The sequence below is a fragment of the Rhodovulum bhavnagarense genome (assembly GCF_004343505.1).
GTDB lineage: Bacteria > Pseudomonadota > Alphaproteobacteria > Rhodobacterales > Rhodobacteraceae > Rhodovulum > Rhodovulum bhavnagarense.
The window spans coordinates 40,691-67,104 of sequence record NZ_SLXU01000016.1 but is presented as its reverse complement, the minus strand read 5'-3'; the positions used below and the strand labels follow the sequence as shown (position 1 = coordinate 67,104).

30 protein-coding genes and 1 tRNA gene are annotated in these 26,414 nt (G+C 63.3%); 23 read left to right on the top strand and 8 right to left on the bottom strand.

Translation table 11 applies throughout. The features are described from left to right. The 14 genes from EV663_RS15750 to EV663_RS13220 form a co-directional block, all read left to right on the top strand. A partial coding sequence (locus EV663_RS15750; protein WP_207904433.1) for a hypothetical protein occupies positions 1-348 on the top strand: 348 nt, incomplete at its 5' end. Positions 349-665: 317 nt separating this feature from the next. Further along, complete coding sequence (locus EV663_RS13280; RefSeq protein WP_132952658.1) at positions 666-1,856, top strand: tyrosine-type recombinase/integrase; 1,191 nt, start codon at positions 666-668, stop codon at positions 1,854-1,856. A 144-nt stretch (positions 1,857-2,000) separates the two neighbouring features. After that, positions 2,001-2,246 carry a helix-turn-helix transcriptional regulator gene (locus EV663_RS13275; RefSeq protein ID WP_132952656.1) on the top strand — a complete coding sequence of 82 codons (246 nt, stop codon included), beginning with the start codon at positions 2,001-2,003 and terminating at the stop codon, positions 2,244-2,246. 133 nt (positions 2,247-2,379) lie between these two features. Then, positions 2,380-5,337, top strand: a complete 2,958-nt coding sequence (locus tag EV663_RS13270) for a hypothetical protein (RefSeq protein ID WP_132952654.1) — start codon at positions 2,380-2,382, stop codon at positions 5,335-5,337. A gap of 422 nt (positions 5,338-5,759) precedes the next feature. Continuing rightward, entirely contained in the window at positions 5,760-5,996 is a 237-nt protein-coding gene (locus tag EV663_RS13265; RefSeq protein ID WP_132952652.1) for a hypothetical protein, read from the top strand. 205 nt (positions 5,997-6,201) lie between these two features. After that, positions 6,202-6,426 (top strand): hypothetical protein, encoded by a 225-nt coding sequence (locus tag EV663_RS13260; RefSeq protein WP_132952650.1) that lies wholly within the window; start codon positions 6,202-6,204, stop codon positions 6,424-6,426. Positions 6,427-6,579: 153 nt separating this feature from the next. After that, on the top strand, positions 6,580-6,843 hold the full coding sequence (locus tag EV663_RS13255; protein WP_132952648.1) for a hypothetical protein: 264 nt from the start codon (positions 6,580-6,582) through the stop codon (positions 6,841-6,843). Between the two features lie 145 nt (positions 6,844-6,988). After that, positions 6,989-8,365, top strand: a complete 1,377-nt coding sequence (locus tag EV663_RS13250) for a DUF4055 domain-containing protein (RefSeq protein WP_132952646.1) — start codon at positions 6,989-6,991, stop codon at positions 8,363-8,365. Positions 8,366-8,374: 9 nt separating this feature from the next. Then, the gene (locus tag EV663_RS13245) at positions 8,375-8,905 is read left to right on the top strand and encodes a hypothetical protein (protein WP_132952645.1); all 531 of its coding nucleotides are present in this window, start codon (positions 8,375-8,377) and stop codon (positions 8,903-8,905) included. A 173-nt stretch (positions 8,906-9,078) separates the two neighbouring features. Further along, entirely contained in the window at positions 9,079-9,447 is a 369-nt protein-coding gene (locus EV663_RS13240) for a hypothetical protein (protein ID WP_132952643.1), read from the top strand. Next, positions 9,444-9,737, top strand: a complete 294-nt coding sequence (locus tag EV663_RS13235) for a hypothetical protein (RefSeq protein ID WP_132952641.1) — start codon at positions 9,444-9,446, stop codon at positions 9,735-9,737. Before EV663_RS13240 ends, EV663_RS13235 begins: the two co-directional genes overlap by 4 nt. Beyond that, positions 9,737-10,285: a hypothetical protein gene (locus tag EV663_RS13230; protein ID WP_132952639.1), complete on the top strand. Its 549-nt coding sequence runs from the start codon at positions 9,737-9,739 to the stop codon at positions 10,283-10,285. Before EV663_RS13235 ends, EV663_RS13230 begins: the two co-directional genes overlap by 1 nt. Then, positions 10,282-11,049: a terminase large subunit domain-containing protein gene (locus tag EV663_RS13225; protein WP_132952637.1), complete on the top strand. Its 768-nt coding sequence runs from the start codon at positions 10,282-10,284 to the stop codon at positions 11,047-11,049. Before EV663_RS13230 ends, EV663_RS13225 begins: the two co-directional genes overlap by 4 nt. Further along, on the top strand, positions 11,039-11,758 hold the full coding sequence (locus EV663_RS13220; protein ID WP_132952635.1) for a hypothetical protein: 720 nt from the start codon (positions 11,039-11,041) through the stop codon (positions 11,756-11,758). The genes EV663_RS13225 and EV663_RS13220 overlap by 11 nt, the downstream gene beginning before the upstream one ends. Before the next feature lie 134 nt (positions 11,759-11,892). Here the strand turns inward: EV663_RS13220 and EV663_RS13215 are convergent, their stop codons facing one another. Then, positions 11,893-12,171 (bottom strand): hypothetical protein, encoded by a 279-nt coding sequence (locus EV663_RS13215; RefSeq protein ID WP_132952633.1) that lies wholly within the window; start codon positions 12,169-12,171, stop codon positions 11,893-11,895. A gap of 197 nt (positions 12,172-12,368) precedes the next feature. Here EV663_RS13215 and EV663_RS13210 point away from each other — a divergent pair, with 197 nt between their 5' ends. Together EV663_RS13210 and EV663_RS13205 are read left to right on the top strand one after the other, a co-directional pair. Next, complete coding sequence (locus EV663_RS13210; protein WP_132952631.1) at positions 12,369-12,977, top strand: hypothetical protein; 609 nt, start codon at positions 12,369-12,371, stop codon at positions 12,975-12,977. Between the two features lie 10 nt (positions 12,978-12,987). Beyond that, positions 12,988-13,734, top strand: a complete 747-nt coding sequence (locus tag EV663_RS13205) for a hypothetical protein (RefSeq protein WP_132952629.1) — start codon at positions 12,988-12,990, stop codon at positions 13,732-13,734. Here EV663_RS13205 and EV663_RS13200 read toward each other — a convergent pair. Next, positions 13,724-14,170, bottom strand: coding sequence for a hypothetical protein (locus EV663_RS13200; protein WP_132952627.1), 447 nt, complete (start codon positions 14,168-14,170; stop codon positions 13,724-13,726). The two genes, EV663_RS13205 and EV663_RS13200, sit on opposite strands and share 11 nt — an antisense overlap. 41 nt (positions 14,171-14,211) lie before the next feature. On the opposite strand from EV663_RS13200, the gene EV663_RS13195 reads away from it, so the two are divergent. Beyond that, complete coding sequence (locus EV663_RS13195) at positions 14,212-14,490, top strand: hypothetical protein (protein WP_132952625.1); 279 nt, start codon at positions 14,212-14,214, stop codon at positions 14,488-14,490. A gap of 219 nt (positions 14,491-14,709) precedes the next feature. Here the strand turns inward: EV663_RS13195 and EV663_RS13190 are convergent. Both EV663_RS13190 and EV663_RS13185 read right to left on the bottom strand, forming a co-directional pair. Next, positions 14,710-14,784 (bottom strand) — tRNA-Asn (locus EV663_RS13190). A gap of 70 nt (positions 14,785-14,854) precedes the next feature. After that, a complete protein-coding gene (locus tag EV663_RS13185) occupies positions 14,855-15,745 on the bottom strand; it encodes an MBL fold metallo-hydrolase (protein WP_132952623.1) in 891 nt (296 codons plus the stop codon). Positions 15,746-15,788: 43 nt separating this feature from the next. Here EV663_RS13185 and EV663_RS13180 point away from each other — a divergent pair, with 43 nt between their 5' ends. Next, the gene (locus tag EV663_RS13180; protein WP_132952621.1) at positions 15,789-17,111 is read left to right on the top strand and encodes an ATP-binding protein; all 1,323 of its coding nucleotides are present in this window, start codon (positions 15,789-15,791) and stop codon (positions 17,109-17,111) included. A gap of 52 nt (positions 17,112-17,163) precedes the next feature. Here EV663_RS13180 and EV663_RS13175 read toward each other — a convergent pair whose 3' ends face one another. After that, entirely contained in the window at positions 17,164-17,646 is a 483-nt protein-coding gene (locus tag EV663_RS13175; RefSeq protein ID WP_132952619.1) for an NUDIX hydrolase, read from the bottom strand. A gap of 189 nt (positions 17,647-17,835) precedes the next feature. Here EV663_RS13175 and aroQ point away from each other — a divergent pair, with 189 nt between their 5' ends. Continuing rightward, positions 17,836-18,273: a type II 3-dehydroquinate dehydratase gene (gene aroQ, locus EV663_RS13170; RefSeq protein WP_132952617.1), complete on the top strand. Its 438-nt coding sequence runs from the start codon at positions 17,836-17,838 to the stop codon at positions 18,271-18,273. Here aroQ and mtnA read toward each other — a convergent pair. The 3 genes from mtnA to EV663_RS13155 all read right to left on the bottom strand — a co-directional run bounded on the left by mtnA (position 18,270) and on the right by EV663_RS13155 (position 21,519). Beyond that, positions 18,270-19,361 (bottom strand): S-methyl-5-thioribose-1-phosphate isomerase, encoded by a 1,092-nt coding sequence (gene mtnA / locus EV663_RS13165; RefSeq protein WP_132952615.1) that lies wholly within the window; start codon positions 19,359-19,361, stop codon positions 18,270-18,272. The two genes, aroQ and mtnA, sit on opposite strands and share 4 nt — an antisense overlap. Positions 19,362-19,433: 72 nt before the next feature. Beyond that, on the bottom strand, positions 19,434-20,384 hold the full coding sequence (locus tag EV663_RS13160; RefSeq protein ID WP_132952613.1) for a glucokinase: 951 nt from the start codon (positions 20,382-20,384) through the stop codon (positions 19,434-19,436). 91 nt (positions 20,385-20,475) lie between these two features. Further along, positions 20,476-21,519, bottom strand: a complete 1,044-nt coding sequence (locus EV663_RS13155; protein WP_132952611.1) for a LacI family DNA-binding transcriptional regulator — start codon at positions 21,517-21,519, stop codon at positions 20,476-20,478. 230 nt (positions 21,520-21,749) lie between these two features. On the opposite strand from EV663_RS13155, the gene EV663_RS13150 reads away from it, so the two are divergent. The 4 genes from EV663_RS13150 to EV663_RS13135 all read left to right on the top strand — a co-directional run bounded on the left by EV663_RS13150 (position 21,750) and on the right by EV663_RS13135 (position 26,395). Then, entirely contained in the window at positions 21,750-23,102 is a 1,353-nt protein-coding gene (locus EV663_RS13150; protein ID WP_132952609.1) for an ABC transporter substrate-binding protein, read from the top strand. Between the two features lie 8 nt (positions 23,103-23,110). Continuing rightward, positions 23,111-24,091 (top strand): carbohydrate ABC transporter permease, encoded by a 981-nt coding sequence (locus EV663_RS13145; protein ID WP_132952607.1) that lies wholly within the window; start codon positions 23,111-23,113, stop codon positions 24,089-24,091. After that, on the top strand, positions 24,091-25,239 hold the full coding sequence (locus EV663_RS13140) for a carbohydrate ABC transporter permease (RefSeq protein ID WP_132952605.1): 1,149 nt from the start codon (positions 24,091-24,093) through the stop codon (positions 25,237-25,239). Before EV663_RS13145 ends, EV663_RS13140 begins: the two co-directional genes overlap by 1 nt. Positions 25,240-25,300: 61 nt before the next feature. Further along, on the top strand, positions 25,301-26,395 hold the full coding sequence (locus EV663_RS13135) for an ABC transporter ATP-binding protein (protein WP_132952603.1): 1,095 nt from the start codon (positions 25,301-25,303) through the stop codon (positions 26,393-26,395). Positions 26,396-26,414: the final 19 nt, after the last annotated feature.

Here is a 26,414-nt window from a genome sequence, read left to right as displayed (position 1 = left end):
CTTGAACTCGTCGCTGTGTATCGCTGCCATATCCGGTCTCCTCGATGGCGAGTATCGCTCTCAAAAGATCGGAACGAAACCGATGCAGGTCCATTCTGTGCTCCGCGCCAGGACAAGGCTATCGAAGTGATAAAGGCGCTTACTGCGCAGGTTTCCCTTCGCGTGTTCAGTTTAATTGACCACGCATTCTGGTGGCTTGTCGGTCGAACCGTGGGAACGCCGAACTTCAGACAACAAGTTGAAGAAGCAAAGAAATCTCAACTTATCCGTCCGGTTGCTAATCCTCCTGCCTTACGCTTTCGAGCAACAGAAAGGATCAGGCTCTTAGGCTCATGCTTCCCGAATTGAGGTGTAAGACTACGCACCCGACCTGGTCGAAACCCGGATGCGTCGATCCACGCAGTGTTTGCTGTACTTATTCTGTACTCGAAAAGAAAAAAGGACTTAGCGTGTGAGAGCTAAGTCCTTGAAATCTTTGGCTCCGGCGGTAGGGATCGAACCTACGACCAATTGATTAACAGGAGAGCGCGGTCACCACCGCTTTCACCGTAATCACCCAAAAAACATAGGTAAAACAGTGCTCTACAACAAATCTTAAGTGGGCATTCCGCAATGTATGCCGTAGTATACCGTATCAGAATGTTGTAGAGGATGTTGTAGAGACCATGCCCCATCACGAACTCGCAAAGCGCCCGGATGTCGCCAAGATCAAGCCGGTACCGGGCAAGACCACCAGCTACTCAGACCCATCGCTGAAGAACGATCCCGACGCTCGTGGCATCCGCCTTATGGTCGGTGCGACGACCAAGACGTGGGTGATCACGCGGCGCATCGACGACAAGGTGCGGACGATCACACTCGGGTCGTTCCCAGACCTTCCGACGATCTTCGATGCCCGCGACGCGGCCAAGGCGAAGATGGCCGCCGTCACCACAGGGACGGACGCGCAATCGACCGGCATCAACACGCTGCGCGATGCGATGGAGAACCACATTGCGAACTCGACGGCATCTGCGGACACCCATGACTATTACCGCACGCAGATCGACCGGCACCTGCGCGATCTGTTCGCGAAGGATGTCGAGAAGGTCACGCTTGCCGACATCGAGAACGCCCTGCGCCCGCACCTTCGCATCGGTGACGACGGCAAGCGCCGTGCGACGGCGACCTACGGGCACCTTCGCCAGATCGTCTCGACCGCCTTCAAGCAGGCATCCGCTCACCGCCGCATCCCGAACGTCGCGGACGGCCTCGGGCGGGTGAAACCTGTACCACCCAAGAACCGGGTCCAGTTCGATGTGGACGAGCGCTGGCCGATCCTCGACATGATCGCGGCGAAGAAGGAGCGCAATCTGCTCGTCGGTGCGGGCTGGGAACTGATGCTGTTCACGGCCTTGCGCTCCATCAACGCGAAGTCGATCCGCTGGTCGGACGTCGATCTCGAGCGCAAGCGTCTGCGGGTTGTGAGCCTCAAGAACGATCAAGACGTGTCGTTCCCCATATGCGACCGTCTCGTCGATCTGCTGGGCGCTCTGCCGAGGACATCCGAATGGGTGTTCCCGCACCGCAATGACCCGTCGCGGCACGTCGCATCCTTCGGGCGCGAACTCGTGGCGGATGGTGTCCGCGTCGCACCTCACGACATGCGCCGCCTGTTCACGACCGCCGCCCGCCGTCTTCGCCTATCGCCCTATGTGATCGACCAATTCCGTGGGGACACCGAGAAAGGCGTGCAGGGCGTCTACGATCAAGGTTCGATGGACCACGCGACGGCGAACTTGATCGCGCAACAGATTGAGGTGGAATGCGGATTGCTACCTGACTCGACCGTTGTCCGCCTCGCAGAAATGCGCTAACGTCCACCTGCGGCGGGCGCACAGAGCGCCCGTCGTGACCATATCCTCGTCCATCAGTACCGGTGCGGACGAGGTGAGGGCGCCCACCGGACCATCAACTGACGCCTGTGTCTTTGCAGCAATGTGAGGCGATAGGAGTCGATGATGGACACACTCACGCAAGAAATCCGCGCTCTGCGCGACAAGATCGAGGCCCTGCAACTCAAGCAGGATCTTCCCCAGCTTATGACCCCGGCGCAGTGTGCCGAGTTCCTGCAACGGTCGGAGGAGGTGCTCTACCTCTGGCGCAAGGAACGCACGGGACCGCCGTATCTGCACATCACGAGCCGGACTGTGCTCTATGACCGCGACGACGTGCTCGAATGGGCGCGGTCGCACCGGGTGCAATAGGAAAGGCGAGACGCAAGCGCCTCGCCCATCCGAAAATCCGCCCACGAGAAGCGACCTTTGACAACTCGCTTATAGCAAATTTCGTGGGCCGACACGACCGGATATTGAGGTGCTGACGTCTCGGTAGAACGAGATGCAGTTCACAATTCTGACGAAACCCGACCACGACAAGACGGAGGTCCGCAAGCGGTTCGTCGATGGTGTCGAAGACAAGGACCACTTCAAGTTCTCGTCCGAGTGGTGGCCGTCGAAACTCACGCTCGACCTAAGCGAGTTATACCACATCTACCGCCGCCCCGGCGAAGTGATCCCGGGCCTGATCGACAACCCGCGCGCCATCCTCGCCTTCGGGCACCCGGAGAAGAGCGGCGTCTGCTCACACAAGGCCGAGGGCTGGTCCTGCGCGCCTGCGGACATCCTCGTCCTCGACGGCGACGGGATCGACTACCCAGACGGCTACTCCGACGCGACGCTGATCGCAGACCCGCACTCGACCATCGAGGCGGTGCTCGCCTCAATCGGCCTCGCCGGTATCCGGTGCATGGTCGTGCTGTCGTCGAAGGCGGGCATGGCGGGCAAGTTCCGCGCCCACATCTTCGTCGAACTCGCGAAGCACTACCGCCTCGAGGACCTGAACGCCCTCCTGAAGGAGTGGTCGAAGGAATTGCCGTGGGTCGATCCGATCATGTCCGCGGCTCACACCCTCACATCCTGCCGCCCGTGGCTCGAACATGAGCACCTCCCCGAACGTGTCTTCCTGTTCGATGGAATGTGCCCGACACTCGACACGCCCGAGGCGCGCGGAATGGTCGAACTGCTCAAGATGCCGTCGCGCGGCAAGCCCGGACAAGTCTACCGGCTGAACGAGGACCGCATCCGCAACGACGAGTGGGTGACCCGCGAGTGCTGGAACTTCGTGCTGAACTGCAAGCGCCGCCACATGACCGAAGACGAAACCATCGAGGCCCTGCGCGCCGAGTTCGCGCGCATCCCAGCCCCACGATCCGCGTGGAAGAAGATGAGGAAGCCGATGAAGGATGCCGTCACAGGCGAACGCCTGGACGAGGAACTCGGTGACGCCCGCCGTATGTACCGCGACATGCACGGTGGCAAGGCGAAGACCTACGGCGAACCCGCCTACCAAGAACCAACGACGACACTGGACGACGCCACCCGCGAAATGCGCAAGGCGGTCCTCAGTCAAGTCGACCGCGAAGGCGTCTTCCTCAACAAAGTCTCGCTCGGCGTCGGTAAGACCCACGAGATCGTTGACTACGCGACGCGGGACGACCGCAAGGTGTTGATCCTCGCCCCGAACCATGAGCGGTGCGTCGAGATCGTCGAGCGGCTCGAGGCTGCACGGCATAAGCGCATGGATGAACTGATGGACGCCTACGGGGCAATGTCCGTGATCGAGAACGACGGATGGGTGTTCCGCCCGTGGGAGACGTGGAAGGGCCGCTCGGCTGACGGCATGTGCGACCGGCTCGATGTGGTCAACGAGGCGCTCCGCGCGGGCGTGTCGCTGTTCAAGGACGTCTGCGGGTTTCCCATCGGCGACAACGACGCAGGTCCGCGCTGCCCGCATTTCTCGAGGTGTGCTTACGCGCGGCAGGTCATGGAGTTCTGGCGCAACAACTGGGTCGTCCCTGTCCAGATGATCTCGCACCTCAGCCGCCTCGCAGGAGAGGCAGATCTGATCATCATCGACGAGGGTTGCGTGGACGAATTGGCGCGGCAGAAGTCAGTCAACCTCGAGGAACTGATGGCCCCGCGCTCCGACCGCTTGAATGAGCTGTCTCGCCGCGCCTACCGCGACCTGATGGACGGCGAGCGCCGCATGACGCGGGAGGAGATTGAAGAGGCGCTGTCCCTCGACCTCGAACTGCGCCATGTGCCCGAGGTCACGCCCGACATGCCAGACGACGAGATCGTGGAACGATGTGCGCCCGGCGACTTCCGCCCCGGCTGCGTGTCGATCTGGAAAGGCCTGCTCGCTGAGATGGACGGCGGGTGCAACTACATCCACGTCTTCTACTTCGAGGAGGAAGTTGACCGGAAGAAGGTGGGTCGCTGGGTGGCCGAGGTGTCGTGGCGCGTCGAACCCAAGCTGCTGTCACAGGTGGAAACCGTGCTCTTGTTCGACGCCACGCCCAACATCACGGCCCTGCGCGCGCACTTCCCGGAGCTTGAGGTGGCTGAGTTCGAGGCACCCGCGCAGAACACCCATGTTGTCCAGTGCTATGACACGAGCGGTTCTCGGGCGTCGATTCTCAACCCGTTCGACAAGTCGAAGGACCTGAAAAAGTGGACGCAGGCCGAGGCTGGCTACAAGAAGAAGCGCGAACAGGTAGCGGCTCTTCTGCGGGCGCAACCTGGCTACACCGTGGCCGTCGTGCCGAAGGACTACCGGGAGGCGATGGAGGCGGAGCACACGTTCGAGCGCGTGGTGTTCGCGCACTATGGCAAGGTGCAGGGACAGGACCGCTGGGAGTTCCCGGACGGCACGAAGTTGCACGGTGCCGAGATCGACAACCTCTTTCTGATCGGGCGGTATGCGCCCATGCCGTATGTCATGGAGAGCGAGGCGCGGAAGCATCACTGCGACGAGGATGCCGTGACGAAGATGGGCGGGTGGTATCGGGAGGTGCCTGTCGAGTTGGCCGATGGTGTCGCGGGTGTGATGCCCGTCCATGACGATCCGCGCGTGGACGCCGTGTTCAAAGCGGTGTGGCGGGATACTCAGATGCAGGCGTTCGGTCGTGGACGGTCGGTGCGGAGGGAGTCGCGGCTGCGCGTGTTCATCCTGCACAACATGCCGCTCGAAGTGTCGGTCGCGGAGGTGGTTCCGGCGTCCGTGATGATGCGACGCGTGGGCGATGTCACGCTGCTGTCGGAGGTGGAGGTGGATCGGGTGTTCGGGTTCGGTGGGCGGAACACGCGGGAAGTGAAGAAGCGGTGCGTGGTCACGCATAAGTACTGGCGGGAGGAGGGTCAGAAGCGCCCGTATGAGTGCGCGGTGGCGGATGGGGCGGATGTGGATCGCGCGATGCGGGATGTGGGCGCGGTGCGCTGGGAGGCGGTGCGGTGAGGGAAGAAGCGACAGGTTCTATAATAGAGATACTTATAAAGAACCTGTCGGTTCTTCCTCCGCGCATGGCGCTACCGCGTAGACGGGACCCTGACTCCCCGCGTCTGCACGTCGCTCTTTGCGAATGAGTCGCAACTAGGCTCATCTGACCGATTGATACAACATCAATCGACACGTCCAAACTGACTGCGCCATCAAGCGGTTAGCAACGCTCTACAACATCGCTACAACATCCCGAACGGACTTGTCCGCCGCGACGAAAAGGTGACGACCACCAGTTGCGACTCGTTCGCAACTGCGACGGAGCGTCGATCTGGTCGACGGCTTGCACCGAAATAAGGTCTCTCCTGCTTCCGTGCTCGCACGCCGCACCGCAGCAATGCGATGATGCCCACGAGCACACCAAATCGAAGGAGAGACTGATGACTGGTCCTATCGCAAGTGCGCAGGGCGACGCTCAATCCCAAGCGTTCGAGAAGACCGCAAACGCGCTCGCCCGCCTGTCCGCCGCGTATGCGACGTGGCACGCCTGCGTGATCAACGACCAACCGGTCGAAGACGCGGCAGACGAACTCGGCGAGGCGCAATGGGTCTACTACCTCGCCTACACTGACGAGATGAACCTGCACGCCGCAGCGCACCCCGACCCGGATGCTTGACGTGGTATCCATCGACCCGCAAGGCAACGTCCTGCCCCCGACACCGGACCTGCCCGACCGCAACACGGCGCGCAGGGCCGGACACCCGAAGTACCGCGACGACGCCCACCCATGCCGCGACTGTGGCGACCCCATGCCCGTCCGCTACACCGCAGGCGACCGCTGCATGACCTGCACCAACACCCGACCGAGAGGGCACTGACCCATGAGGGTCTGCGCCGCCGACTGGGACTTCGAGGAGACCGAGTATCGCACTGGCGAGAACGGTCAGGATTACCCGGTGACCATTCCCTACAAGACCGTCACCTGCGCCCGCTGCGGCAATGCGATCACCGTCTTCGGGCACAGTCAGGAGTCCTTCGAGGCCGCGTGCGTGCAACTGCGCCTGACGTGCCCGAAAGGCGAAAACAACTTCTACCTCGCACCGTAGTAACTACCTGATTCTGTTGCTCTATTACCTTATTCCCCGCGTGACCCAGCACCATCTTGGGTTGTAACGTCGCAACTGACCACGCTCCCGGGCAGGCGGGTGGTCGCCATCGTGGATACCGTCTGCCCACCCACAACATCGGGCACTGCACCAATGGCACACTACACCTTGCAAGACGGCGAACTGCGCACCTATCGCTTCCCGTCCGACACCCAACCGATCCTCGTCTTTCCGATCCCGTGCGACGCGGAGACCTTCAAGTCGCTCCTGCGCGACCTGCTTGCGTCCGACCACGGGTCCATCTCCCACGCCGAGTTCGTCCTCGCCCAGACCGAGATGGCGGTGTCCGTCATGTCGCGGCAGGGCGAGTTCCTGCTGCCGTGGAAAGACGCGGCCCGCATCGCGCTCGCGGGCTGACATGCAGAACACCGCACCGAAGACGCCCCAACCCGCTGACTGCGAGACGGCAGCAACATGGGCAGATCGTGCGGCACAGCGGCAGGTGGGTCGGTTTGCCCGACCCGGCCCGCCTGTCGCGTCCTATCCAACCGGAGACTGAGAAATGACCAAACTGCACCATCGGACTTATGCGCACTATGCGCAGGACTACGAGAAAATCCGGCTGGTCCTCGAAGGTCAGCGGGCAATGCGGGCGCACGCGGAAGTGTATCTGCGGATGCCAGACGGGTTGTCGCAGACCGAGAAGGCGAACTTCATCAAGGGCGCGCACTTCTACAACGTGACCTCGAACACCTTGGAGTCGATGGTCGGCCTGATCCATCGAAAGCAGGTGCGGTTCACGCTGCCGCCGCGCCTCCAACCGATGCTCGACCGCGCGACCGTCAACGGCCACTCCCTGCACACCTTCTGCGAGGAACTGACGCGCGAGGTGCTCGCGATGGGGCGCGCCTGCGCCGTGCTGACCTATCCCGAGTTCGGCGCGACCGTCACGACGCCGCCTGACATCGCCTTCTTCGCCGCCTCGGAAATCCTCGACTGGAAAGAGGAACTGATCAACGGGCGGACCCAGCTCACCTACCTGCGCCTGCGCGAAGACGACGACGAACTCGACAACGGCGTCGAACTGCACCTGACCTACCACCTCGAACCGGAACTCGTGATGCGGCGATGGCACGTTCGCAACGTCTCGAACGGGATGGAGTCGAAGGCCGAGGCGATCCAAGTCGGTGAGGACATCCACCCGACCGTGCGCGGGCAGTACCAGTTCTTCATCCCCGCGGTGATCTTCGGCTCGCGCAACCTGTCGCCAGACGTCGAACGCCCGCCGCTCCTCGATCTCGCGGACGCCAACATCGGGCACTTCGCCCTGTCGGCTGACTACAATCACAGCCTGCACATGAGCGCGCTCCCGACGCTCGTGGTGAAAGGTGCGCTGAACGAGGAACAGAAGCCCAAGGCAGTCGGCCCCGGCACGGCGATCTATCTGCCAGAGAACGGCGACGCATACTGGCTGAACGCCGGCACAGACGCCCACGAAAGCCTGCGCCTCGCGTTGCAGGACATGGAGGCGCGCATGTCGGCCCTCGGCGCGCAAATGATCCTGTCCGGGCAGCAGCGTCGTCAGGAAACCGCAGAACATGCCTCGATGCGCTATTCGCACGAGACGGCGATGCTGCTGTCCGTCGTGAACCAGTTGGAAGCCGGTGTGCGGACGCTCCTGTCGTGGGCGCGCGATTACGTTCACAACCCGTCCGAGGTCGTCCTCGTCGAGTTCAACCGCGATCTCGTAAGCCAAGTCATCACGCCACAGCTTGTCACCAGTCTGCTTGCCGCCGTGAACGCAGGCGCGATCTCGCGGGAGTCCTTCATCGACGCACTGCGCAAGGGCGAGGTGATCGAGCGCACGGTGGAAGAAGAACTCGACAAGATCGAGGAAGAAGGCGCGGACGGCATTCTGCCGTTCCCGGTCGCACGATAGGGAGACGCCATGCTTCCAGCCACGGTAGACCCGACCCGCGGCAACATCGTCACCTCCTACGAAGGCGCACCACCCGAACAGGCACTAGCCGCTGCCGTTGTGCTTCGCGCCCTCGAAGACCTCGGATCGTCGGACGAGACGGAACGCTTCGAGGCGCACGAATGGTTCTTGCAGCGTCGCGGCCCTTGGGCTGCGTCCCGCCGTTTCTGGCTCACACTCGCGGGCCTCGACGAGGAGCAGGTTCACGACTTTCTCACGCGTCATCTCGACCCGCCCGAGCGTCCCGAGAAGTCTTGGACCTATATGGAGATCTTCGACATCCTGCCGACCGACCGCCCGTTCACCTATCAGAGCGAGGTGCACCGGACGACGCTGCACGTCTCGCAGTTCCAAACCCGCATCGCGAACTTGATCAAGGTCGGTGCTGTCGTGCGGTTGGAGCCGGGAGTGTTCTGCGTCGCGGGATCGGAACAGGTGTGCCGAGAGCACCTTGCGCGCGTGAAGAAAGACGCCCTCGAAGACCTGTTCGACGACGCCTGACCTCCTCCTTTTTCTTTCCATTCTGCACCTTTATCTCCGCTTTTGGACGCCTTTCCAATGACTTAACGTCATCTGTGCCAGGTGACGCCTCGCTCCTATCTGATGATGAAACGGGAGGCGGGCGCACCGGTGACGGCGCGCCCGTCTTTCGTTCATCAGATAAGGAGGCCCCAATGGCTGACTCCAACGACGACCACGCGGCCAAACTGGTCGAAGCACTGCTCCCCGCCGTCACGAAGGCGGTCGAGGATTCCATCGCGAAGCGGATCGAGGACATGGACAAGCAGGTGTCCGAACGTCTCGACGGCATCGCTTCGAAGAACGACCAACTTCTGACGCGCCTCCACCGTGAGCGCGAAGGCAAGACGTCGCTTGAGGAACAACTCGCCACGCTGACCGCGCAACTCAGCGGCGACACGCGCCCGAAAGAGGTCGTGCTGTCGAAGATCGACGCCCGCGATCCTCGCAAGTATCAGGCCGCGAAGAAGCAGGCGGCGGAACTCGGCGTGGGTCTGCGGATCGACCGCGAGGCGACCGCATGAACTGGCACGAGGAGGAACAATACCGCCGTCGTCTGTCCGCGGCGGCGCAGGCGGCGGTTGAGGAGTTTCTTCCGACCGTCATGCGCAATCCCACCACGATGCAGAAATGCGTCGCGCGGATCGTCGCCCTCGCGGCGTTCACTTCGGGCGTGACCGACGACGACGCCATCCAGCGCCTGTTCCATCGGAGGTCTGGCGTGCTGTCGGACGCTCGCAAGGTGCGTGATGCGCTGCGCCCTGTGATGGGTGACTTCCTCATGGTCGCACGCGACCGGATGGCCGCTGCCTGATGGCACCGCGTCACAAGATATCCGAGCTGACCGAGTGGAAGCAGGAGCAGTTGATCAAGGACCGTCTGAAAGGGCGGTCCTATGACTCCATCGGTGAAGAACTCGGGATCGCCGGGAACAGCGTGAAGCGATGGTGGCTGCAAGCTGTCCCCGAGGACAAGAAGCTGGTGATCGCCGCGAAGATGAAAAAGGAGGAGGTCCAAGAGGCCGCCGACATCATCGCGTCCGATGGCGACGACATCGACATGGACCTGCGCTGGCTGCTGCGGCGACTCCGAAAGGTGATCGAGGAGGCAGACGAGTCGGGCGAACCCGACCGCATCCTCGAACTCGCCCAGATGCGTGAGATGCGGCAGACGCTGATGGACCTGGCTAAGGTGCGTGGCATGTTCTCGTCCAAGATCGACGTGACCGTGGACCTTGGCACGTCGCCGCAGTTCATCATGCTGCGGAAGATCATCCTGCGCGTCCTCGAACAGTTCCCAGACGCCAAGGCGGCGTTCCTCGACGAGATGCAGGCGCTCAAGGTGATCGAGCATCAGCCATGACCGCCCTCGATCCCGCCCTTCATCGCTACCTCGGCGGTCTGACGACCTCGCTCGATCCCATCGCACGGTTCAAGGCGGCGATGCGCGTCACACCGCGAAAGTTTCAACGAGACCTGCTCCTGTCTACCTCATCCCACGTCGTCCTGATGGCGTCGCGGCAGTTGGGCAAGTCAACGGCGGTCGCCTGCGTCGCATGGGATGCCTTCCTGCGCGGTCTCGTTGTCGTCGTGATCACGCCGACCGAAAAGCAGGCGAAGGAGTTCCTGCTGCGCGTCAAAGAGTTCCGCGATGCCGATCCATTCGCGCCGCCCGACATCCAGTTCCTCAAGACGGAGGTGTCAGCGGCGTCCCACAAAGGCCGCATCCTTGCGATGCCCGCGACGGACAGCGCGCGGGGCTTCACAGCCGATCTGCTCGCCCTCGACGAGTGCGCGCTGATCTCGGACGACGACATCGCGGCGGTGCTGCCGATGCGGAAGAAGGTGACGGGCAGGCTCCTCGTCACGTCCACGCCGATGTGGAAGGAAGGCGATTTCTATCGCTGGTGGACCGAACCCAACGACTTTCTGAAGATCCTCGGCCACTACCGCAACTGCGGCGATCCCGAGTTGATCGAAGCGATTGAGAAGGAGCGCGATGTGATCTCGGCCGCGCGCTTCGCCCGTGAGTACGACTGTATCTTCGCTGGTGGCGGCGATCCGCTGCTGTCGGCTGCTGTCCTCGCGCGTGCCACCAACAACACGGAGAGCGCCCTTGTCCTCTGAACTTGAACTGATCGAACGCGACGACGGGACGCTTGCCCTTCCGACAAACGCAGACCCTGCGATGGCAGGCGCTCAGGTGCTCGGCTTCCGCCGCTATGCTGTCGCGCTCGATGTGGGCGGGCGCGGTGAAGACCCGTCTGCCATGTGCATCATCAAGGCGGAACGCCGACCGTTCCTGACGGGGCGCGGCTTCGAGCAGGCGCTGACGCCGCTCCGGCTAACGACCGTCTGGACGGACACCGCGAAACTCGCCGAGGCGGTGGACGTCGTTGACTGGTCCGTGTCCGTTCTGCGCAAGTTGAAGAACTGGCGTTTCTGCTTCGATGCGACAGGCATGGGCGCGCCGCTTGAGGGCCTGTATCAGCAGGCGAAGGTTCCTGCGACGCCGATGGTGATGACTGCGGGTGCCACATTCACGCGCGACGGATCACGCGTCCGCGTGTCGAAGAACCTGCTGTTCGAGAATGCAGCGACCTGTCTTGAGAATGGCACGTCGCTTATCGCTCACGATCTGCCCGAGAAGGATGAACTGATCCGCGAAGCGCGGAGCGTCGAGTTCAAGGAGACGTCCGCTGGGAACCTGACATTGCAGGGCGGTGGCCGTGGTCATCACGCTGACCGTTGGGTCGCGCATTGTCTCGCGACGTTCCTTGAGACCCACATCGCGCCGCAGCGCATGTCGGTCGGGAAGTTGCACGGGTATTTCTAGGTGGCGGCTATCGAGAATGCCCTGCTGCTCGTCGCTCTCGCTGTCTGCGCATATGCGCTATGGCAGGTGCTGCGGTGAGCGACGCAGCGTCTTAGGCGAGCGCTGCGAGGATGCGACGCTCGCCTGTCGTGACATCACTCAGCAGCGATCCCCAAGCGCTCGCGCGCTCTCTGAGGCACGCGGCGCATCGCGACCGATACGACCCATGCGCCCGGGCCTGCGCGGTCCGCAAGCTGGCCGATGGTCGGCGGTTGGTCGAAGATGTGCTCGCGCGTCTCGATGCCGTCGTCCGTTGTGACGATGCAGCACTTCGAGATCGCGGCAAGCGCGCGGCGTCGCCCGTCGCGCACCTTGTCTGCCAAGCGGCGCGCGGCCTCGTTGCTCAGTCGGTCGATAAGGTAGGTGGAAGTCATGTGTTCAGCCCCGTTGATGTAGAGGCATGAACACTTGGACGCCTTTCCGGTGCTGCCGCAACCGGTAGCGTGAAGCGCGAAACATTGGAATTGCGCTGTTCCGTTAAAGAGCAATTCGGCGGAGAAAAGGACTTAACTGCCGCAACCTGTTGTGGTATGCAAGTGGCTCGCGCGCAAATGTGGAATTGGAGGCCCGTATGGCCAAGAAGCCGTCCAAAGGAACTGGAACGTCGAAAGTCCGCTTCATCATGCTTGAAGCGGAAATGCCTGAGGGTGATCTTGCTCAGATCACGACCGCTATTCAGAACGCTTTGCGTCCTGCGCAGACCAATGGGCCTCGCATAGCGAGGAGCACGACCCAAGTCATCGGCCAATCTGATTTGGAAGACGAGGACGTGATTGATGCCGCCGACTATGCCGACGATGCGGCAGAAGAGGCTGCGGCTGCGCCAACCACACCACCGAAGCCGCGAAAACCGGCGAAGCGTAAGATTGTGCAGATCGACCTCGACGCCGACGTTTCGCTCGCCACCTATGCGGAAAAGTATCCACCAAAGAACGAGCAGGACCGTTTCCTGATGACCGTTGCGTATCTTTGCGAGGAGAGGCCGGACGTCGAGGGCGTGACGGCGGATCATGTCTATACCTGCTTTCGCAAGCTGAACTGGTCCACGGGATCGAAGGACTTCGCGCAACCGCTGCGGAACCTGAAAGCGAACCAGTTGCTCGACCAAGGCCCGTCGCGCGGCACCTATGCTGTGAACCACATCGGCCTCGACCGGGTGCATAAGTTCGCTGAGGGATGAATTGGACGGATTGAGCGGTTTCGCGGATTCGGTTTCCGGCTTCTACTCGAAGTCGGCTGTTGACCAATTGCTCCTGCTTGGCTGGTACTTGGAGGCTGTCGAAGGGAAGGCGTCATTCAACTCAACGACCATGCGCACGGCTTTCGAGCAGGTCGGTGTTGATCCGCCGAACGTCACGCAGTATCTAGATCGGCTAGCGAAGAAGAAGCCGCCGCAGCTAGTGAAAGCAGGTGGCGGTTACAAACTTGCAGGCTCTGTCAGGCGGTCCTACGACACGAAAATCGGCGGCAACCCTTCCGTCGTCGCGGTGTCTAAGCTGCTTTCAGACCTGCCGAGTAAAGTACCGTCCTTGGCAGAGCGGGATTTTCTTGTTGAGGCTCTGAACTGCTACAAGGTGAAGGCGTATCGGGCGGCAATCGTCATGGTTTGGAACCTCGCCTACGACCACCTCATGGAATGGCTGCTCGCGGATCAGGCGCGTCTGGACAAGTTCAACGCGGCGGTGCCCAAGCGCTTCCCAAAGAAGAATGACACGATCTCCACGCGGGACGACTTTGAGGAGTTCAAGGAGAGTGAGGTTATTGCCGTTTGCAGGACAGCGCGCTTGTTGGGCAAGAACGTGGTCGAGATTCTGGAATCGAAATTGAAGCGGCGGAACACCGTAGCGCATCCTTCGACTATCGTGGTGACACAGGCGCAAGCGGACGACGCTATCACTGACCTCGTCAACAACGTAGTTCTGGCCCTCAGCCCTTGATGACTTCCTGCATGAAGGCGATCTCGTTTTGGGCGATGCGCAGGCCGCGATAGTAGGCCGTCTTGAGGGTTTCTTCTTCACCACGCCCGTTTAAACATTCGTTGATGAAGCGCTCAAAGCACGCTTGCAGTGTCGGCTTCTTGCCTTCGACCTGCCGCCACTGTGTGACCGTCGAGAAGATTTCCACCGGATCATAGTAAGCCTTCGACGGGCGCTCGTCGGGTTCTGGCGGCAGCGGTGGATCATCGGCAAGGCGTCGCAGATAGCGCAGCACCCACGCGGGGAAGGTGCGCTCCTCGTCGATGCAGCGGGCAATGACTTCCCACGCCTTCGCGACATCACCCGCGTCGTCAAACCACGCGTCGGCAATTTCGTTGAGTTCGTCTGAATTCTGCTCAACAGGAATCGGTCTTCTCCTTTGGCAGAAAGGTAGCACGCCAATGAGGCGGAACCCAAATCAGTAAGGAGTGAATACCAATGATTGACACCTCAATCTCCATCGCGGCGAGCCGCTTCGGCGCAGCCCTCGACATCGCACGCCTCGGCGTCAACAACGCGGCAAAGTGCCAATACATGGACGAGTTCGCGCTCACCGGTGAAGGCAAGCTGCTGTTCCACGGCCTCGAAATCACGGGCGACGTCCTCTGGACTATCCCCGAGGAAGACAAGCGCGCAGTGCTCGAGAGTATCATGGACGCGGCACAAATGTGGATCGACGACCTCAACTGCGAAGACGAAGGCGAGGAGGCCGCCTAATCCACTGACACTCTCTTAGCGGCCTCGGGTTTCCTTGTTTACCGAGGCCGTGAAGCCCTCGCTTGTGTTGGGCGGGGCCGCTGCCGCAGACAGTGACACTTGGCCCGGGCGTCTGCGCGTCCGGGTCTTTTTGTTGTAGAGTTGTTGTAGAGGGTGCCAAAAACGACAAAAGCCGCCCTGTCGGACTGCCTTTATCGTCTTGATCTCATTGAGAGAATTTGGCTCCGGCGGTAGGGATCGAACCTACGACCAATTGATTAACAGTCAACTGCTCTACCGCTGAGCTACGCCGGAACGTGGAGGGGCGTATAGCAAGGGAGTTTACCCGCGTCCAGAGGGTTTTGAGAAAATTACGCGTCTTTGTTCATATCCTTTGCCAAGGCGTCGTGACGGTCATCTCGCCAAGCGGGGCGGCCAGTTTTTCATCTGTTAATTCAACGAGGTGGGCCAGGACGTTGCGCAGTGCCGCGCCCAGCAGGCCGGGGGGGGCATCGGTATAGATGGCTCGGGTCAGGGCCTCGGGGGTGGCCGGGCCGCGAGCCAGCGCCTCGAGGATCTGCGCCCTGCGCGCGCGCCGGTGGGTGGCCAGGGCGGCGATGCGGGCAGGTCCGTCTTGCACCGGGGCGCCATGTCCGGGATAGAGGATGTGCTCGGGGCGCGCGCGCAGGCGGTCGAGCGATGCCATGAACGCCGCGAGATCGCCATCGGGGGGAGAGACCATGGAACTTGCCCATCCCATCACGTGATCGCCGGTAAAGAGCGCCCCCTGCCAGGCAAAGCACATGTGGTTTCCCATGTGCCCCGGGGTATGCAGCGCGGTGATCTGCCAGTCCGCACCGATGATCGTTTCGCCGTCGGCGAGCCTGTGATCGGGTGCGAATCCCGGATCGATCCCTTCGCCGCCACCGAGGCCGGACAGTTGTGCCAGATCTGCGCGCCGTCCCGCCGTGCTGTCGCCATGGGCCAGCACAGGCGCGCCGGTTGCCCGCGACAAGGGGCGGGCCAGCGGGGAATGATCGACATGGGAATGCGTGACAAGAATATGCGTGATCCGTTCGTTCGGGGCCAGCGCGTCGAAAATCGCCTTGAAATGGGCGCGATCGTCCGGCCCGGGATCGATCACCGCGACCGCGCCCCGGCCCAGGATATAGGTATTGGTTCCCCTGTAGGTCATCGGTGAGGGGTTGGGGGCCAGGACGCGGCGCAGGCCGGGGGCCAGCGTTTCGGCCTGGCCGGGCGTGGGATCAAACGACATCTCGCGGGTTCCTTTGGCGCGATTGCAGGGCTAAGCCTTTAGCATGGCGAAACGCTGGATCAAACGCATGCTGCCGCGGGGGCTTTACGGCCGGGCCGCGTTGATTCTGCTGGTTCCGGTGATCGCGCTTCAGCTTGTCGTTTCGGTGGTGTTCATCCAGCGGCATTTCGAGGATGTCACCCGCCAGATGATCCTCAGCATGTCGCCCGGGCTGAATCATCTGCACGCCACGGCCCAGGCCGCTCCCGATACGGTGCGGGCGCGCGCCGCGCTGGAGGCGCTGGGCAGGGCGCTTGCCATCGAGACCGAGTTGCCGGGGCAGCCGCAGCCGTCCGGGGGAAAGCGACTGTTCTACGATCTCTCGGGCCGGGTGGTGGTTGAGGCGCTGTACGATCTGGTGCCCGCGATGACGGGCGTCGACCTGGCGACGAACGACCGCTTCGTTCGGCTCAGCATGGCGACGCGTCACGGGGTTCTCGAGGTCGTTTTCGACCGCAAGCGCGTTTCGGCGGCCAAACCCCATCAATTGCTGGTGCTGATGGTCCTGACAGGGCTGTTGATGACGCTGATCGCCTATCTGTTCCTGCGCAACCAGTTGAAACCGATCAAGCGGCTTGCCGCGGCGGCCGAGGCGTTTGGCAAGGGGCGTATCGTGCCCTATCGACCTTCGGGGGCGACCGAGGTGCGGGCGGCGGGCCGGGCCTTTGTCGATATGCGTGATCGCATCGAACGGCAGATCGAACAGCGCACGATGATGCTTTCGGGTGTCAGCCATGACCTGCGCACGCCCTTGACCCGGCTGCGGCTGGAACTGGCCATGACAGAGGATTGTGCCGAGGCAGAGGCCATGTTGAGCGACCTTTCCCAGATGGAACGGATGATCGACACGTTCCTGGATTTCGCGCGGGCCGAGGCTCTGGACGATCCCGCGCCCTGCGATCCCGCCGATCTTGTTCGTGACGCGGCGGCGCGGGCGCGGGCACAGGGCGGGCGGATCATCATTGGCCCGCTATCCGGGGGGGAGGTCACGACGCTACGCCCGCTGGCGTTGGAACGTGCGTTGCAAAACCTGGTCGGCAACGCGATGCGCCACGGCACCCAGGTCAGGCTGGGGCTGGAATGGCGCCCGCGCCACCTTGTTTTCACCGTCGAGGATGACGGCCCCGGCATTCCCGAGGCCCGGCGCGAAGAGGCGATGCAGCCCTTTCACCGGCTGGATGCGGCGCGCAACCAGGACCTTGGCACCGGGGTCGGGTTGGGCCTGGCCATCGCAGCCGATATAGCGCGCGGACATGGCGGCGAGCTGCGCCTTGGGCAGAGCCCGACCCTGGGCGGTTTGCGCGCCGAGCTTGCCGTTGCGCGCTAGCCAGCTTTTCCCTGTCCGTACTGACCCGTTTGCGGGGCGGCCCGGTGGCGGCTTATCCCGATTTGGCGCCTTTCAACAGCGGACGAAGCTCGGGCCGCTTATGCGGCTTCTTTTCGAGGCCTAGAAGGAGGGCGGCGAGGTCGGGTTCATCCACCCGCTTGGCCGCCTGACGCGGACTGAACCAATGCCGCCTGCGTTGGTGGCGTTCCTTCCAGTTGCGTTTCAACCGGTCGACCATCATCGGAAAGACGTCTACTCGGCAGGGCAGGATTTCACCGTCGTCCAGGACCTTGTCATAGTGATACTGGCCGATGGCCGTCGTGCCGACATGGCCGAGCGCGCCCGCCTCTTCCAACGCCTCGATCTCGGCGGCTTTCCAGGGTTTGCGTCCGTCCATCTGCCAGCCCTTGGGCATCACCCAGCGTCCGGTTCCGCGCGAGGTAACCATCAGAACCTGCAATTCCCCCCGCGCATTGCGACGCAGCGGAAGCGCCGCGATCTGGCGGCCGGGGGCAGAAAGAACGCGGGTGTCCATGGCGCGCGCAAACAAATCCTGAGATCGTGAATAACTTGTCCTTCCTAGATGGCATCCCGGTGCAATCTGTAAAGAGCGGCTGGCGTTTTCCCATACCATGTGGCCGGGATGCCCAAGGCGCTGGCAGGGCGTCGGCCTTCGTGCTAGCCCTTTGGGCGCTGGAGCGACACTGTACGCGGGGAGGGCTCGATGAGTGGCTGCATCTTTATCCTGAACGGGCCGAACCTGAACCTTCTGGGCCAGCGAGAGCCGGCGATCTACGGGCATGAAACGCTGACCGATGTGGAACGTGCCTGCGCGGCCGTGGCTGGCCAGGCGGGGGCAGAGGTTCGGCTTTTCCAGTCCAACCACGAAGGCGAGATCGTCGAGCAGATCCATCTCGCCCGCGAGCAAGCCGCCGGGATCGTGATCAATCCCGCGGCATTCACCCATACCTCGGTTGCGATCCTCGACGCGCTCAATGCCTATGACGGCCCGGTTATCGAGGTCCACATTTCCAACGTCCACAAGCGCGAAAGCTTCCGCCACCATTCCTACGTATCCCTGCGCGCCGATGCCGTGATCGCGGGTTGCGGCGTGCAGGGATACGAACTTGCCGTTGCGCGGCTGTTGCGGCTGATCGATTAGCCTGCGCGCTCGGGGAACATCGCGGCCAGACCTTTGGTACTGGCCGGAGCAACGCCGCGTTCCGTGATAAGGCCGGTAACCAGCCGCGCCGGCGTCACGTCGAAGGCGGGGTTGCGGGCGGGCGTGCCCTCGGGCGAGATCAGAACCTGCCCCACTACGCCGCCCGGCATCTTGCCCTGAACGTGGGTGACTTCGGCCTGGGCGCGTTCCTCGATCGGGATTTCGGCCACGCCATCGCGCACCGTCCAGTCGATGGTGGGCGAGGGCAGGGCGACATAAAACGGCACGCCGTTATCCTGGGCGGCCAGTGCCTTGAGATAGGTGCCGATCTTGTTGCACACGTCGCCCTGCGCAGTGGTGCGGTCGGTGCCCACGATACACAGGTCAATCTCGCCATGCTGCATCAGGTGGCCGCCGGCATTGTCCACGATCAGGTCGTGGCTGACCCCGTGGTTCAGCATTTCCCACGCGGTCAGTTGCGCGCCCTGGTTGCGCGGGCGGGTTTCATCCACGAAGACATGGATGTCGATGCCCGCCTCGACCGCGTGATAGATGGGCGAGGTCGCGGTGCCCCAGTCCACGGTGGCAAGCCAGCCCGCGTTGCAATGGGTCAGCACGTTGACGCGCCCGCCGCCCTTGGCCTCGGCGATCTTGCGGATGATTTCCAGCCCGTTGACCCCGATCCGGTGGTTGATCTCGACATCCTCGTCGCAGATTTCGGCCGCGCGCTGGAACGCCGCCGCGGCGCGGTCGGCAGGGGCCAACGGTTTCAGCACGCGCGTCATCTCGTCCAGCGCCCAGCGCAGGTTGATCGCGGTGGGGCGGGTTTCGTGCAGAACCTGCCATGTCTCGGCCAGCGATGCATCCGAGGGGTCGGCCGCCATCTGCACGGCCACCCCATAGGCCGCCGTCGCCCCGATCAGCGGCGCGCCGCGCACCCACATGTCGCGGATCGCGGCGGCGAATTCCTTGCGGTTGGTAAGGGCAACGATGCGCAATTCATGCGGCAGCCAGCGTTGGTCAATGATCTGTACCGTGCCGTCCGCCTCGCGCCAGATAGAGCGGTAATGGGTGCCGTCGATTTTCATGGTCTGGTGTTCCTTCACATATCGGTGCCAGTTTGCCGTGACGTGGCTGGGGATCAAAGGCGGTCGGACGTCTCAGGCGGGCCGCGCCAGATAGCCCGCACAGCCGCTTAGTGCGGCGTAATCGTCGACAACCGTGCGGATCGCGAATTCTCTCATCAGTGGCGAGAACCGCCCCTTGGCGCGGAAATGAGCGGCCAAGCCGAGCCGGGCAAGGTGCGGTGTCATCGCACGGGCGACGCCCCCGACCAGGAAGATGCCGCCGAAAGGCAGGTGATGCAGTGCGAGATCCCCCGCGATCCGCCCCAGAAGCCGGGTGTAGATCCGCAAGGTTTCGGTAACCGCCGGATCATCTGCGTCATCATTCCCGGCGGCAAGGATATCGCCCGCCGTCATCTGCCGTGGCATGCCCGCCCGCCCTGTGACCCAGGCATGAATCTTTTCGATTCCCCGGCCCGACAGCAGGTCCTCGATCGAGGCAAAGCCGTCTGCCCCTGCGGCGAACCGGGCCAGGGACAGGTCGTCTTCGTCGGATGCGGGCAGGCTGGCATGGCCCGCCTCGGCCGCGGTAACCAAAAGGCCCCTGCCATGGCGATGCACGACGCTGGTATTGACCCCGGTACCCAGCCCGATCACCAGCCGTGTTGCCCTGGGTAATTCGGGGCCATCCAGAACCTCGATCAGCCCTGCCCGCGCGAGGTGGTCCAGCGCATGACCCTGGGCCTGCAAATCGTTCAAGAGCTTTACCTGGGTGGCGCCGGTGACCTTGGCGATGCCCTGCTCGTTTATGATCCAGCCGCGATTGGTCAGCCGCCCCGAACCGTCGCGTACCGGCCCGGCCAGGGCCACGCAGGCTTGCGTGATCCGGGGGGCGCCATGCCGGGCAAGATAGGCGGCCAGGATGTCGGAGGGGCCGTCATGATCGGCATTGTGAAACCGCATCATGCTGTCTGCGGCCACGCGTGGCCCCTCGGCCAGCGCGACGCGCGTATTGGTTCCCCCGATATCCGCCACAAGCCCGGTCACGGTGTGTTTCCTTGCAGGGTCGCGTTGACCCGGTGGTAAGATGCAGTGGGCGGTACGCGCAAGGGATCTGTCCGCGCCTGGGCGGACGGCATCATGTGTCTCGGCAAACCGTTGCGCCGGCGGGCGGTGCCGGTGCCGGCCCCCTCAGTTCAAGCGGGATGCGGTGGCTTTCGTTCGTGGCCTCCGGGGCGGCGATGCGGCGCAGCAGCATTTCGGCCGCTGTGCGCCCGGCCGCGCGCAGCGGTGCACGGGTGCCGATGAACAAAGGCGCGGCCTCGGCGCCGCCCATCATCTGCAAGACATCGTCATGTGCGGCCAGCGCGATGTCCTGCCCCGGAGCCATGCCCCGGTCGCGACAGGCCCTTGCCGCGCCCAGCGCCTGGGGCAGGGTCGCGGCAAGGATCGCGGTGGGTGGCGCCTTGCCATCCAGAAGTGCGGCGGCGGCGGCGTATCCCGCGGCCTCTGAGGGCGCGCTGTGCCGGATCAGGTCGGGATCATCGTCCAGCGAGCGCCGTTGCACCACCATGCGGTAGCCACGTAACCGCTCGGCCGAAAAGGCCAGCCCGTCCGGGCCGTTGATCAGTGCGATCCGACGGTGCCCCCGGCGCAGGATGATCCGGGTGGCCTGTCGGGCAGCTTCGACCCCGCTGATACCCACCCAGCAATGATCGGCATCCACGGTCAGCGGGTGGCCTTGCACGACAAAGGGCAACCGGGTGGTTTTCAGCGCGTCGATATGCGGTTCGCACACGCGTGGCAGATGGAACAAAACCCCGTCCACCGCGCCCCGCGCCGCAAGATCGCGATAGGCGGTTTCAACGGCCTTATCGGGCATCGGGCTGAGCGTGGTTTCATAGCCTGCCTCGGCCAGGACCTCGGTTGCCCCGGCCAGTGTTTCGGACAGGATCGGATTGGCCAGCAGGCCCAGGCAATCGGCGGGGATGACCTGTGCCACCGCCATGGCCCGCCCGGTCGCAAGGCCCCGGGCCCTGATATTGGGCCGATAGCCATGTTCGCGCGCGGCGGCCTCGACCCGTGCGCGGGTGGTTTCGGCCACCTCTGGATAGCCGTTCAGCGCCCGGCTGACCGTTGTTTGCGACAGTCCCAGAAGCTGGGCGAGTTCCTTGAGATTCATGTTTTAGACCTTGAGCCAAAGCGCTTTGACATGTTGCTTGTCAGGTTAACCACCCGCCACGATGGCGTCAAAGGGGGTCGTCCTTGGCGGTAGTTGGTGTAAAAAATACCACCCAAGGTTGACAAATGATGGATGATCGGCAAGCCTCGGGCAACGTTTCCGCCCGACGATCAGGGGCTGGGCAAAGTGCGGGCAACCGGCGTCAAGTCGCGCACCGATCGGAGGGGTCAATGAAATTCAAAGGGATGGCCTTTGTTGCCGCGGTGGTCATGTGTGCGGCGCCGGCGCTGTCGCGTGACCTCGTCTTTCCGCCGGGCGTGGATGACCGCTTTGACTGGGAGGGTTATGAAAGCTTTTCCCGAACGGACCTGTCGGACGAAGTTTTGACCATTAGCGGCCCATGGACCGGTCCCGACAAGGTCCTCGTCGAGAACGTTCTGGCCTATTTCGAGGCGGCCACCGGCGCGCGCGTCAGCTATGCGGGCTCTGACAGTTTCGAACAGGATATCGTGATCGCGGCGCGGGCGGGATCGGCCCCGAACATCGCGGTATTTCCCCAGCCGGGACTGGCCGCCGACATGGCACGACGCGGCTATTTGGCTCCGCTGGGAGAGGAAACCGCCGACTGGGTGCGGGCCAACTATGCCGCGGGTGAAAGCTGGGTCAGGCTGGGCAGCTATGCCGACCGGGACGGCGACACCGCGCTTTTCGGATTCTTTTACAAGGTCGAGCTGAAATCGCTGGTCTGGTATGTGCCGGACAATTTCACCGAGGCGGGCTATGATGTCCCGCGCTCGATGGAAGAGCTGAAGGCGCTCACCGAAATGATCGCCGCCGACGGCGCGACGCCGTGGTGTATCGGGCTTGGCTCGGGTGCGGCGACGGGCTGGCCCGCGACCGACTGGGTCGAGGACCTGTTGTTGCGTCGCCAGCCGCCAGGGGTCTACGATGCATGGGTCGAAAACGCGATACCCTTTGACGATGCGCGTGTGGTCGATGCAATCGAGGATTACGGCTGGTTCGTCCGAAATGGTGCATTCGTCGCAAACGGGACGGCCAGTGTCGCCACCACCGATTTCCGCGACAGCCCCAAGGGTCTGTTCACCTTTCCGCCCAAGTGCTACATGCACCGGCAGGCCAGTTTCATCCCGACCTTTTTCCCGTCGGGAACCGAGATCGGCCGGGATGTCGATTTCTTTTACTTTCCCGCCTATGCCGGCATGGACCTCGGCGCGCCCGTGCTGGGGTCCGGCACGCTTTGGACGATTACCCGCGACAGTCCCGCGGCGCGTGCCCTGATCGCGTTTCTCAAGACCCCTATCGCCCACGAGCTCTGGATGGCGCAGGCGGGTTTCCTGACGCCGTTCAAGGCCGCCAACCGCGATGCCTACGCCAGCGAGCTTCAGCGTGCCCAGGGCGATATCCTGATTGGCGCCACGACCTTTCGTTTCGACGGGTCCGACCTGATGCCCGGCGAAATCGGGGCGGATGCCTTCTGGAAAGGCATGGTGGCCTATACCACCGGCCAGGGCGCAGCACGGGTCGCGCGCGATATCCAGGCCCGCTGGGACTCAATCAGGTAGGCTGTGCGATGCCGCCGCTGGTCATGGCGCTGATGTCGATCCTGATCGGGGTCACGGGGTGTGTGGGCTATGTCTATTTCTCCAATCTCGTCCTCGACCGGGTTATCTTTCCGGCAAGCGGCCAGACTTGCGCACGCAATATCGGTCGGGCCAACCTGGTGCGGCCATGGCTGTTCCTGTTCCCGGCACTGGCCGGTTCGATGCTCTACCTCGTCTTCCCGTTCGCGGGTGCCTTCTGGCGTTCGCTTTTCGACCGCGAGGGAGATGCGTTTATCGGATTTGCCAATTACCGCGCCCTGGGTGCCGATCACGTCTTCCAGGGGGCGCTGGCCAATAGCTTGCTCTGGGTGTTGGTCGTGCCGGCCGCAGCGACCTGCCTTGGCCTGATCGCGGCGCGGCTGACCGACCGGCTGCGCTGGGCCAACCTGGCGCGAGCCGCGATCTTCATGCCTGTAACGATGTCCTTGGTCGGGGCTGCGCTGATCTGGAAATTCGTTTATGCCAACGATGCCGATATCGGGTTGCTCAACGCGATCCGCGCGACCCTGGGGGCGGCTGGCCCGCTGGATGTGCTGCAAATCCCGGTCTGGAACAGCTTTTTCCTGATGGCGGTTCTGATCTGGACCCAGACAGGTTTCGCCATGGTGATCCTGTCCGCGGCGCTGCGCGCCATCCCCCGGGAGATCATCGAGGCCGCGATCATGGACGGGGCCGACGCGACCCAGATCTTCCTGCGGATCGAGGTTCCACAGATCAAGGGCACGATCACGGTTGTCTGGACCCTGGTCACGATTCTCGTGCTCAAGGTTTTCGATCTCGTTTACGCCATGACAGGAGGTAATTTCGGCACCCAGGTTCTGCCGGGCTTCATGATGGGGGTCATGTTCCGCGATGACGGGCGGGCCAGCGCCGTGGCCATGGTGTTGATGATCCTTGTCTTGCCGATACTGGCCTGGAATATCGGCCAGGCGCGCAAGGGGGGCGATTGATGCGCGTGCGCGCCCGTCATCCCCTGCGCGCGTGCCGGGCGGCAAACATCGCGGTGCTGGTCCTCGCCCTGGTTTGGTTCATCCCGACCCTGGGGCTTTTGGTGTCGTCCTTCCGCGAGCGCGACCAGATCTTGGCCAGCGGCTGGTGGCAGGCCCCCCTCGCTGCCGAGCGCACCTTTCGTGTCCGTGCCGATGCAGGGGCGGCGGTCACCGAGGGCGGGCGCCATGTCATCGCGGGCAATGTCTTTGCCAACGATGCCGACGCGGCCATGCCAGGCCGGGTAAAGGCATTTGGCGTGAGCAGCCGCGCCCCGGCAGCCTTCGGCACCGGGCTGCGTGCCGATCTCGTCGGCGGAGGCAGCCTGAGCGTGGGCGCAGATGGCCATTACCGCCTCGAGTCCCCGCGAGCGTTCGGCGAAAGCGCGCCCACCATCTATGTCCGCGCCACCATGCCGCCGCGGTTCTCGCTGGACAACTACCGGCGTGTCCTGGCGGACGATGTCATGGTGCGGCCCTTTGTCAACACGCTCGCGGTGACGATCCCGGCCACGGTCCTGCCCACGGTGATCGCGGCCTTTGCCGCCTATGCGCTGGCCTGGATGGAGTTTCGGGGCCGCGGATTTCTGATCGCGGCATCGGCGGGTCTGCTGGTGGTGCCGCTTCAGCTTGCCTTCGTCCCGCTTTTGAAACTGCACCAGGGGCTTGGTATCGGGCAGGGCCTTGTCGGAATCTGGCTGGCCCATACCGGGTTCGGCCTGCCGCTGGCGGTCTATCTCCTGCATCGCGCCATGGCTGGGGTGCCGCGCGACATCATCGATTGTGCCCGGATGGACGGGGCCAGCGAGGTGCAGATCTTTTCGCGTATCGTTCTGCCTCTCACGTATCCGGCGCTGGCCGGTTGCGCGACCTTGCAATTCGTATGGGTCTGGAACGACCTGCTGGTCGCAAAGGTCTTTCTGCCCCCTGCCGATGGGGTCCGGGTGATGACGGTTGCGATCACCGATGACCTGCTGGGCTCGCATGGGGGTGACTGGGGCATGCTCGCGGCGGCGGCCTTCATCTCGATGGCGTTGCCGTTGCTGGTTTTCTTCATCCTGCAACGATGTCTCTTGCGGGGGCTGCTATCGAAAGCCCCCGAATGGCGATGACCATGACGCCCGTATCGCCCGCGGATGCGCGCGGGCCAAAGCAACACAAGGAACGAGCCCGATGGCGGACCTGAGGTTGGCGGGGATCGGCAAGAGTTTCGGGGCGGTCGAGATCCTGAAGAATATCAACCTGCATATCGAGGCCGGGGAACTGTTCGTCCTCGTCGGCCCCTCGGGCTGTGGCAAGTCCACGCTCCTGCGGATGATTGCGGGCCTGGAACAGATCACCGCCGGCACGCTTGAGATCGACGGGGTGCGGATGAACGAGGTGCCTCCCGCACGGCGCGGCATCGCGATGGTCTTTCAGTCCTACGCGCTTTACCCGCATATGAGCGTGCGCCAGAATATGGGCTTTGCGCTCAGGATGGCGGGGCAAGGCCGGGCCGAGATCGACGCCGCGGTCACGCGCACCGCGCACGCCCTGCAACTTGGCTCCTGTCTCGACCGGTTGCCTGCTGCATTGTCGGGCGGTCAGCGCCAGCGCGTTGCCATCGGCCGCGCGATCCTGCGCGATCCCTGGGTCTACCTTTTCGACGAACCCTTATCGAACCTCGACGCGGCGCTGCGCGTCGCTACCCGGATCGAGATCGCGAAACTGAAACAGGCGATGCCCGACAGGACGATGATCTACGTCACCCATGACCAGGTCGAGGCGATGACCCTGGCCGACCGTATCGCGGTGCTGGGCTGCAAGGGGATCGCGCAGGTCGGCGCGCCGCTTACCCTCTATCGAAAACCGCGTTCCGAATTCGTGGCACGGTTCATCGGGTCGCCCGCGATGAACCTTCTCGCCGGAGAAATCGTCCAAACTGGCGAGGTGACGATGCTTCGGCTCGCCCGTGGCGGCGGCAGCATCGCGGCGCTTGTCCCCACCTGTCCCGGTGACAAGGGCCGGCGCGTGACCGTCGGCATCCGGCCCGAACACATGTACCCCACCGAGTCTGCGACCCATGCCCTCGCGGCCCGCGTGGAACTGGTCGAGGTGCTGGGCGAGGTCACGCAACTCCATTTCGCCCCGTGTCGACCGGGTGGCCAAACCGTCATTGCCCGGCTGCCGGGCATCCATGCGGGATTACACGGCCGAACCCTCCGCATCGCCGCCGCGCCCGAAAATCTTCACCTCTTTGCCGAGGGGCGCTCATTGCTCTATCGCTGATCTTCTTCTTGGTCCAAAT

Bases quoted from the DNA above. Each gene is read 5' to 3' on its own strand.
- EV663_RS13195 (WP_132952625.1), top strand. From the start codon at position 14,212: ATGATTGACACCTCAATCTCCATCGCGGCGAGCCGCTTCGGCGCAGCC.
- EV663_RS13275 (WP_132952656.1), top strand. From the start codon at position 2,001: ATGGACACACTCACGCAAGAAATCCGCGCTCTGCGCGACAAGATCGAG.
- aroQ (WP_132952617.1), top strand. From the start codon at position 17,836: ATGAGTGGCTGCATCTTTATCCTGAACGGGCCGAACCTGAACCTTCTG.
- mtnA (WP_132952615.1), bottom strand. From the start codon at position 19,361: ATGAAAATCGACGGCACCCATTACCGCTCTATCTGGCGCGAGGCGGAC.
- EV663_RS13135 (WP_132952603.1), top strand. From the start codon at position 25,301: ATGGCGGACCTGAGGTTGGCGGGGATCGGCAAGAGTTTCGGGGCGGTC.
- EV663_RS13245 (WP_132952645.1), top strand. From the start codon at position 8,375: ATGCTTCCAGCCACGGTAGACCCGACCCGCGGCAACATCGTCACCTCC.
- EV663_RS13155 (WP_132952611.1), bottom strand. From the start codon at position 21,519: ATGAATCTCAAGGAACTCGCCCAGCTTCTGGGACTGTCGCAAACAACG.
- EV663_RS13215 (WP_132952633.1), bottom strand. From the start codon at position 12,171: ATGACTTCCACCTACCTTATCGACCGACTGAGCAACGAGGCCGCGCGC.
- EV663_RS13250 (WP_132952646.1), top strand. From the start codon at position 6,989: ATGACCAAACTGCACCATCGGACTTATGCGCACTATGCGCAGGACTAC.
- EV663_RS13230 (WP_132952639.1), top strand. From the start codon at position 9,737: ATGGCACCGCGTCACAAGATATCCGAGCTGACCGAGTGGAAGCAGGAG.
- EV663_RS13240 (WP_132952643.1), top strand. From the start codon at position 9,079: ATGGCTGACTCCAACGACGACCACGCGGCCAAACTGGTCGAAGCACTG.
- EV663_RS13225 (WP_132952637.1), top strand. From the start codon at position 10,282: ATGACCGCCCTCGATCCCGCCCTTCATCGCTACCTCGGCGGTCTGACG.
- EV663_RS13175 (WP_132952619.1), bottom strand. From the start codon at position 17,646: ATGGACACCCGCGTTCTTTCTGCCCCCGGCCGCCAGATCGCGGCGCTT.
- EV663_RS13280 (WP_132952658.1), top strand. From the start codon at position 666: ATGCCCCATCACGAACTCGCAAAGCGCCCGGATGTCGCCAAGATCAAG.
- EV663_RS13150 (WP_132952609.1), top strand. From the start codon at position 21,750: ATGAAATTCAAAGGGATGGCCTTTGTTGCCGCGGTGGTCATGTGTGCG.
- EV663_RS13180 (WP_132952621.1), top strand. From the start codon at position 15,789: ATGGCGAAACGCTGGATCAAACGCATGCTGCCGCGGGGGCTTTACGGC.
- EV663_RS13260 (WP_132952650.1), top strand. From the start codon at position 6,202: ATGAGGGTCTGCGCCGCCGACTGGGACTTCGAGGAGACCGAGTATCGC.
- EV663_RS13210 (WP_132952631.1), top strand. From the start codon at position 12,369: ATGGCCAAGAAGCCGTCCAAAGGAACTGGAACGTCGAAAGTCCGCTTC.
- EV663_RS13255 (WP_132952648.1), top strand. From the start codon at position 6,580: ATGGCACACTACACCTTGCAAGACGGCGAACTGCGCACCTATCGCTTC.
- EV663_RS13185 (WP_132952623.1), bottom strand. From the start codon at position 15,745: ATGTCGTTTGATCCCACGCCCGGCCAGGCCGAAACGCTGGCCCCCGGC.
- EV663_RS13265 (WP_132952652.1), top strand. From the start codon at position 5,760: ATGACTGGTCCTATCGCAAGTGCGCAGGGCGACGCTCAATCCCAAGCG.
- EV663_RS13145 (WP_132952607.1), top strand. From the start codon at position 23,111: ATGCCGCCGCTGGTCATGGCGCTGATGTCGATCCTGATCGGGGTCACG.
- EV663_RS13235 (WP_132952641.1), top strand. From the start codon at position 9,444: ATGAACTGGCACGAGGAGGAACAATACCGCCGTCGTCTGTCCGCGGCG.
- EV663_RS13140 (WP_132952605.1), top strand. From the start codon at position 24,091: ATGCGCGTGCGCGCCCGTCATCCCCTGCGCGCGTGCCGGGCGGCAAAC.
- EV663_RS13270 (WP_132952654.1), top strand. From the start codon at position 2,380: ATGCAGTTCACAATTCTGACGAAACCCGACCACGACAAGACGGAGGTC.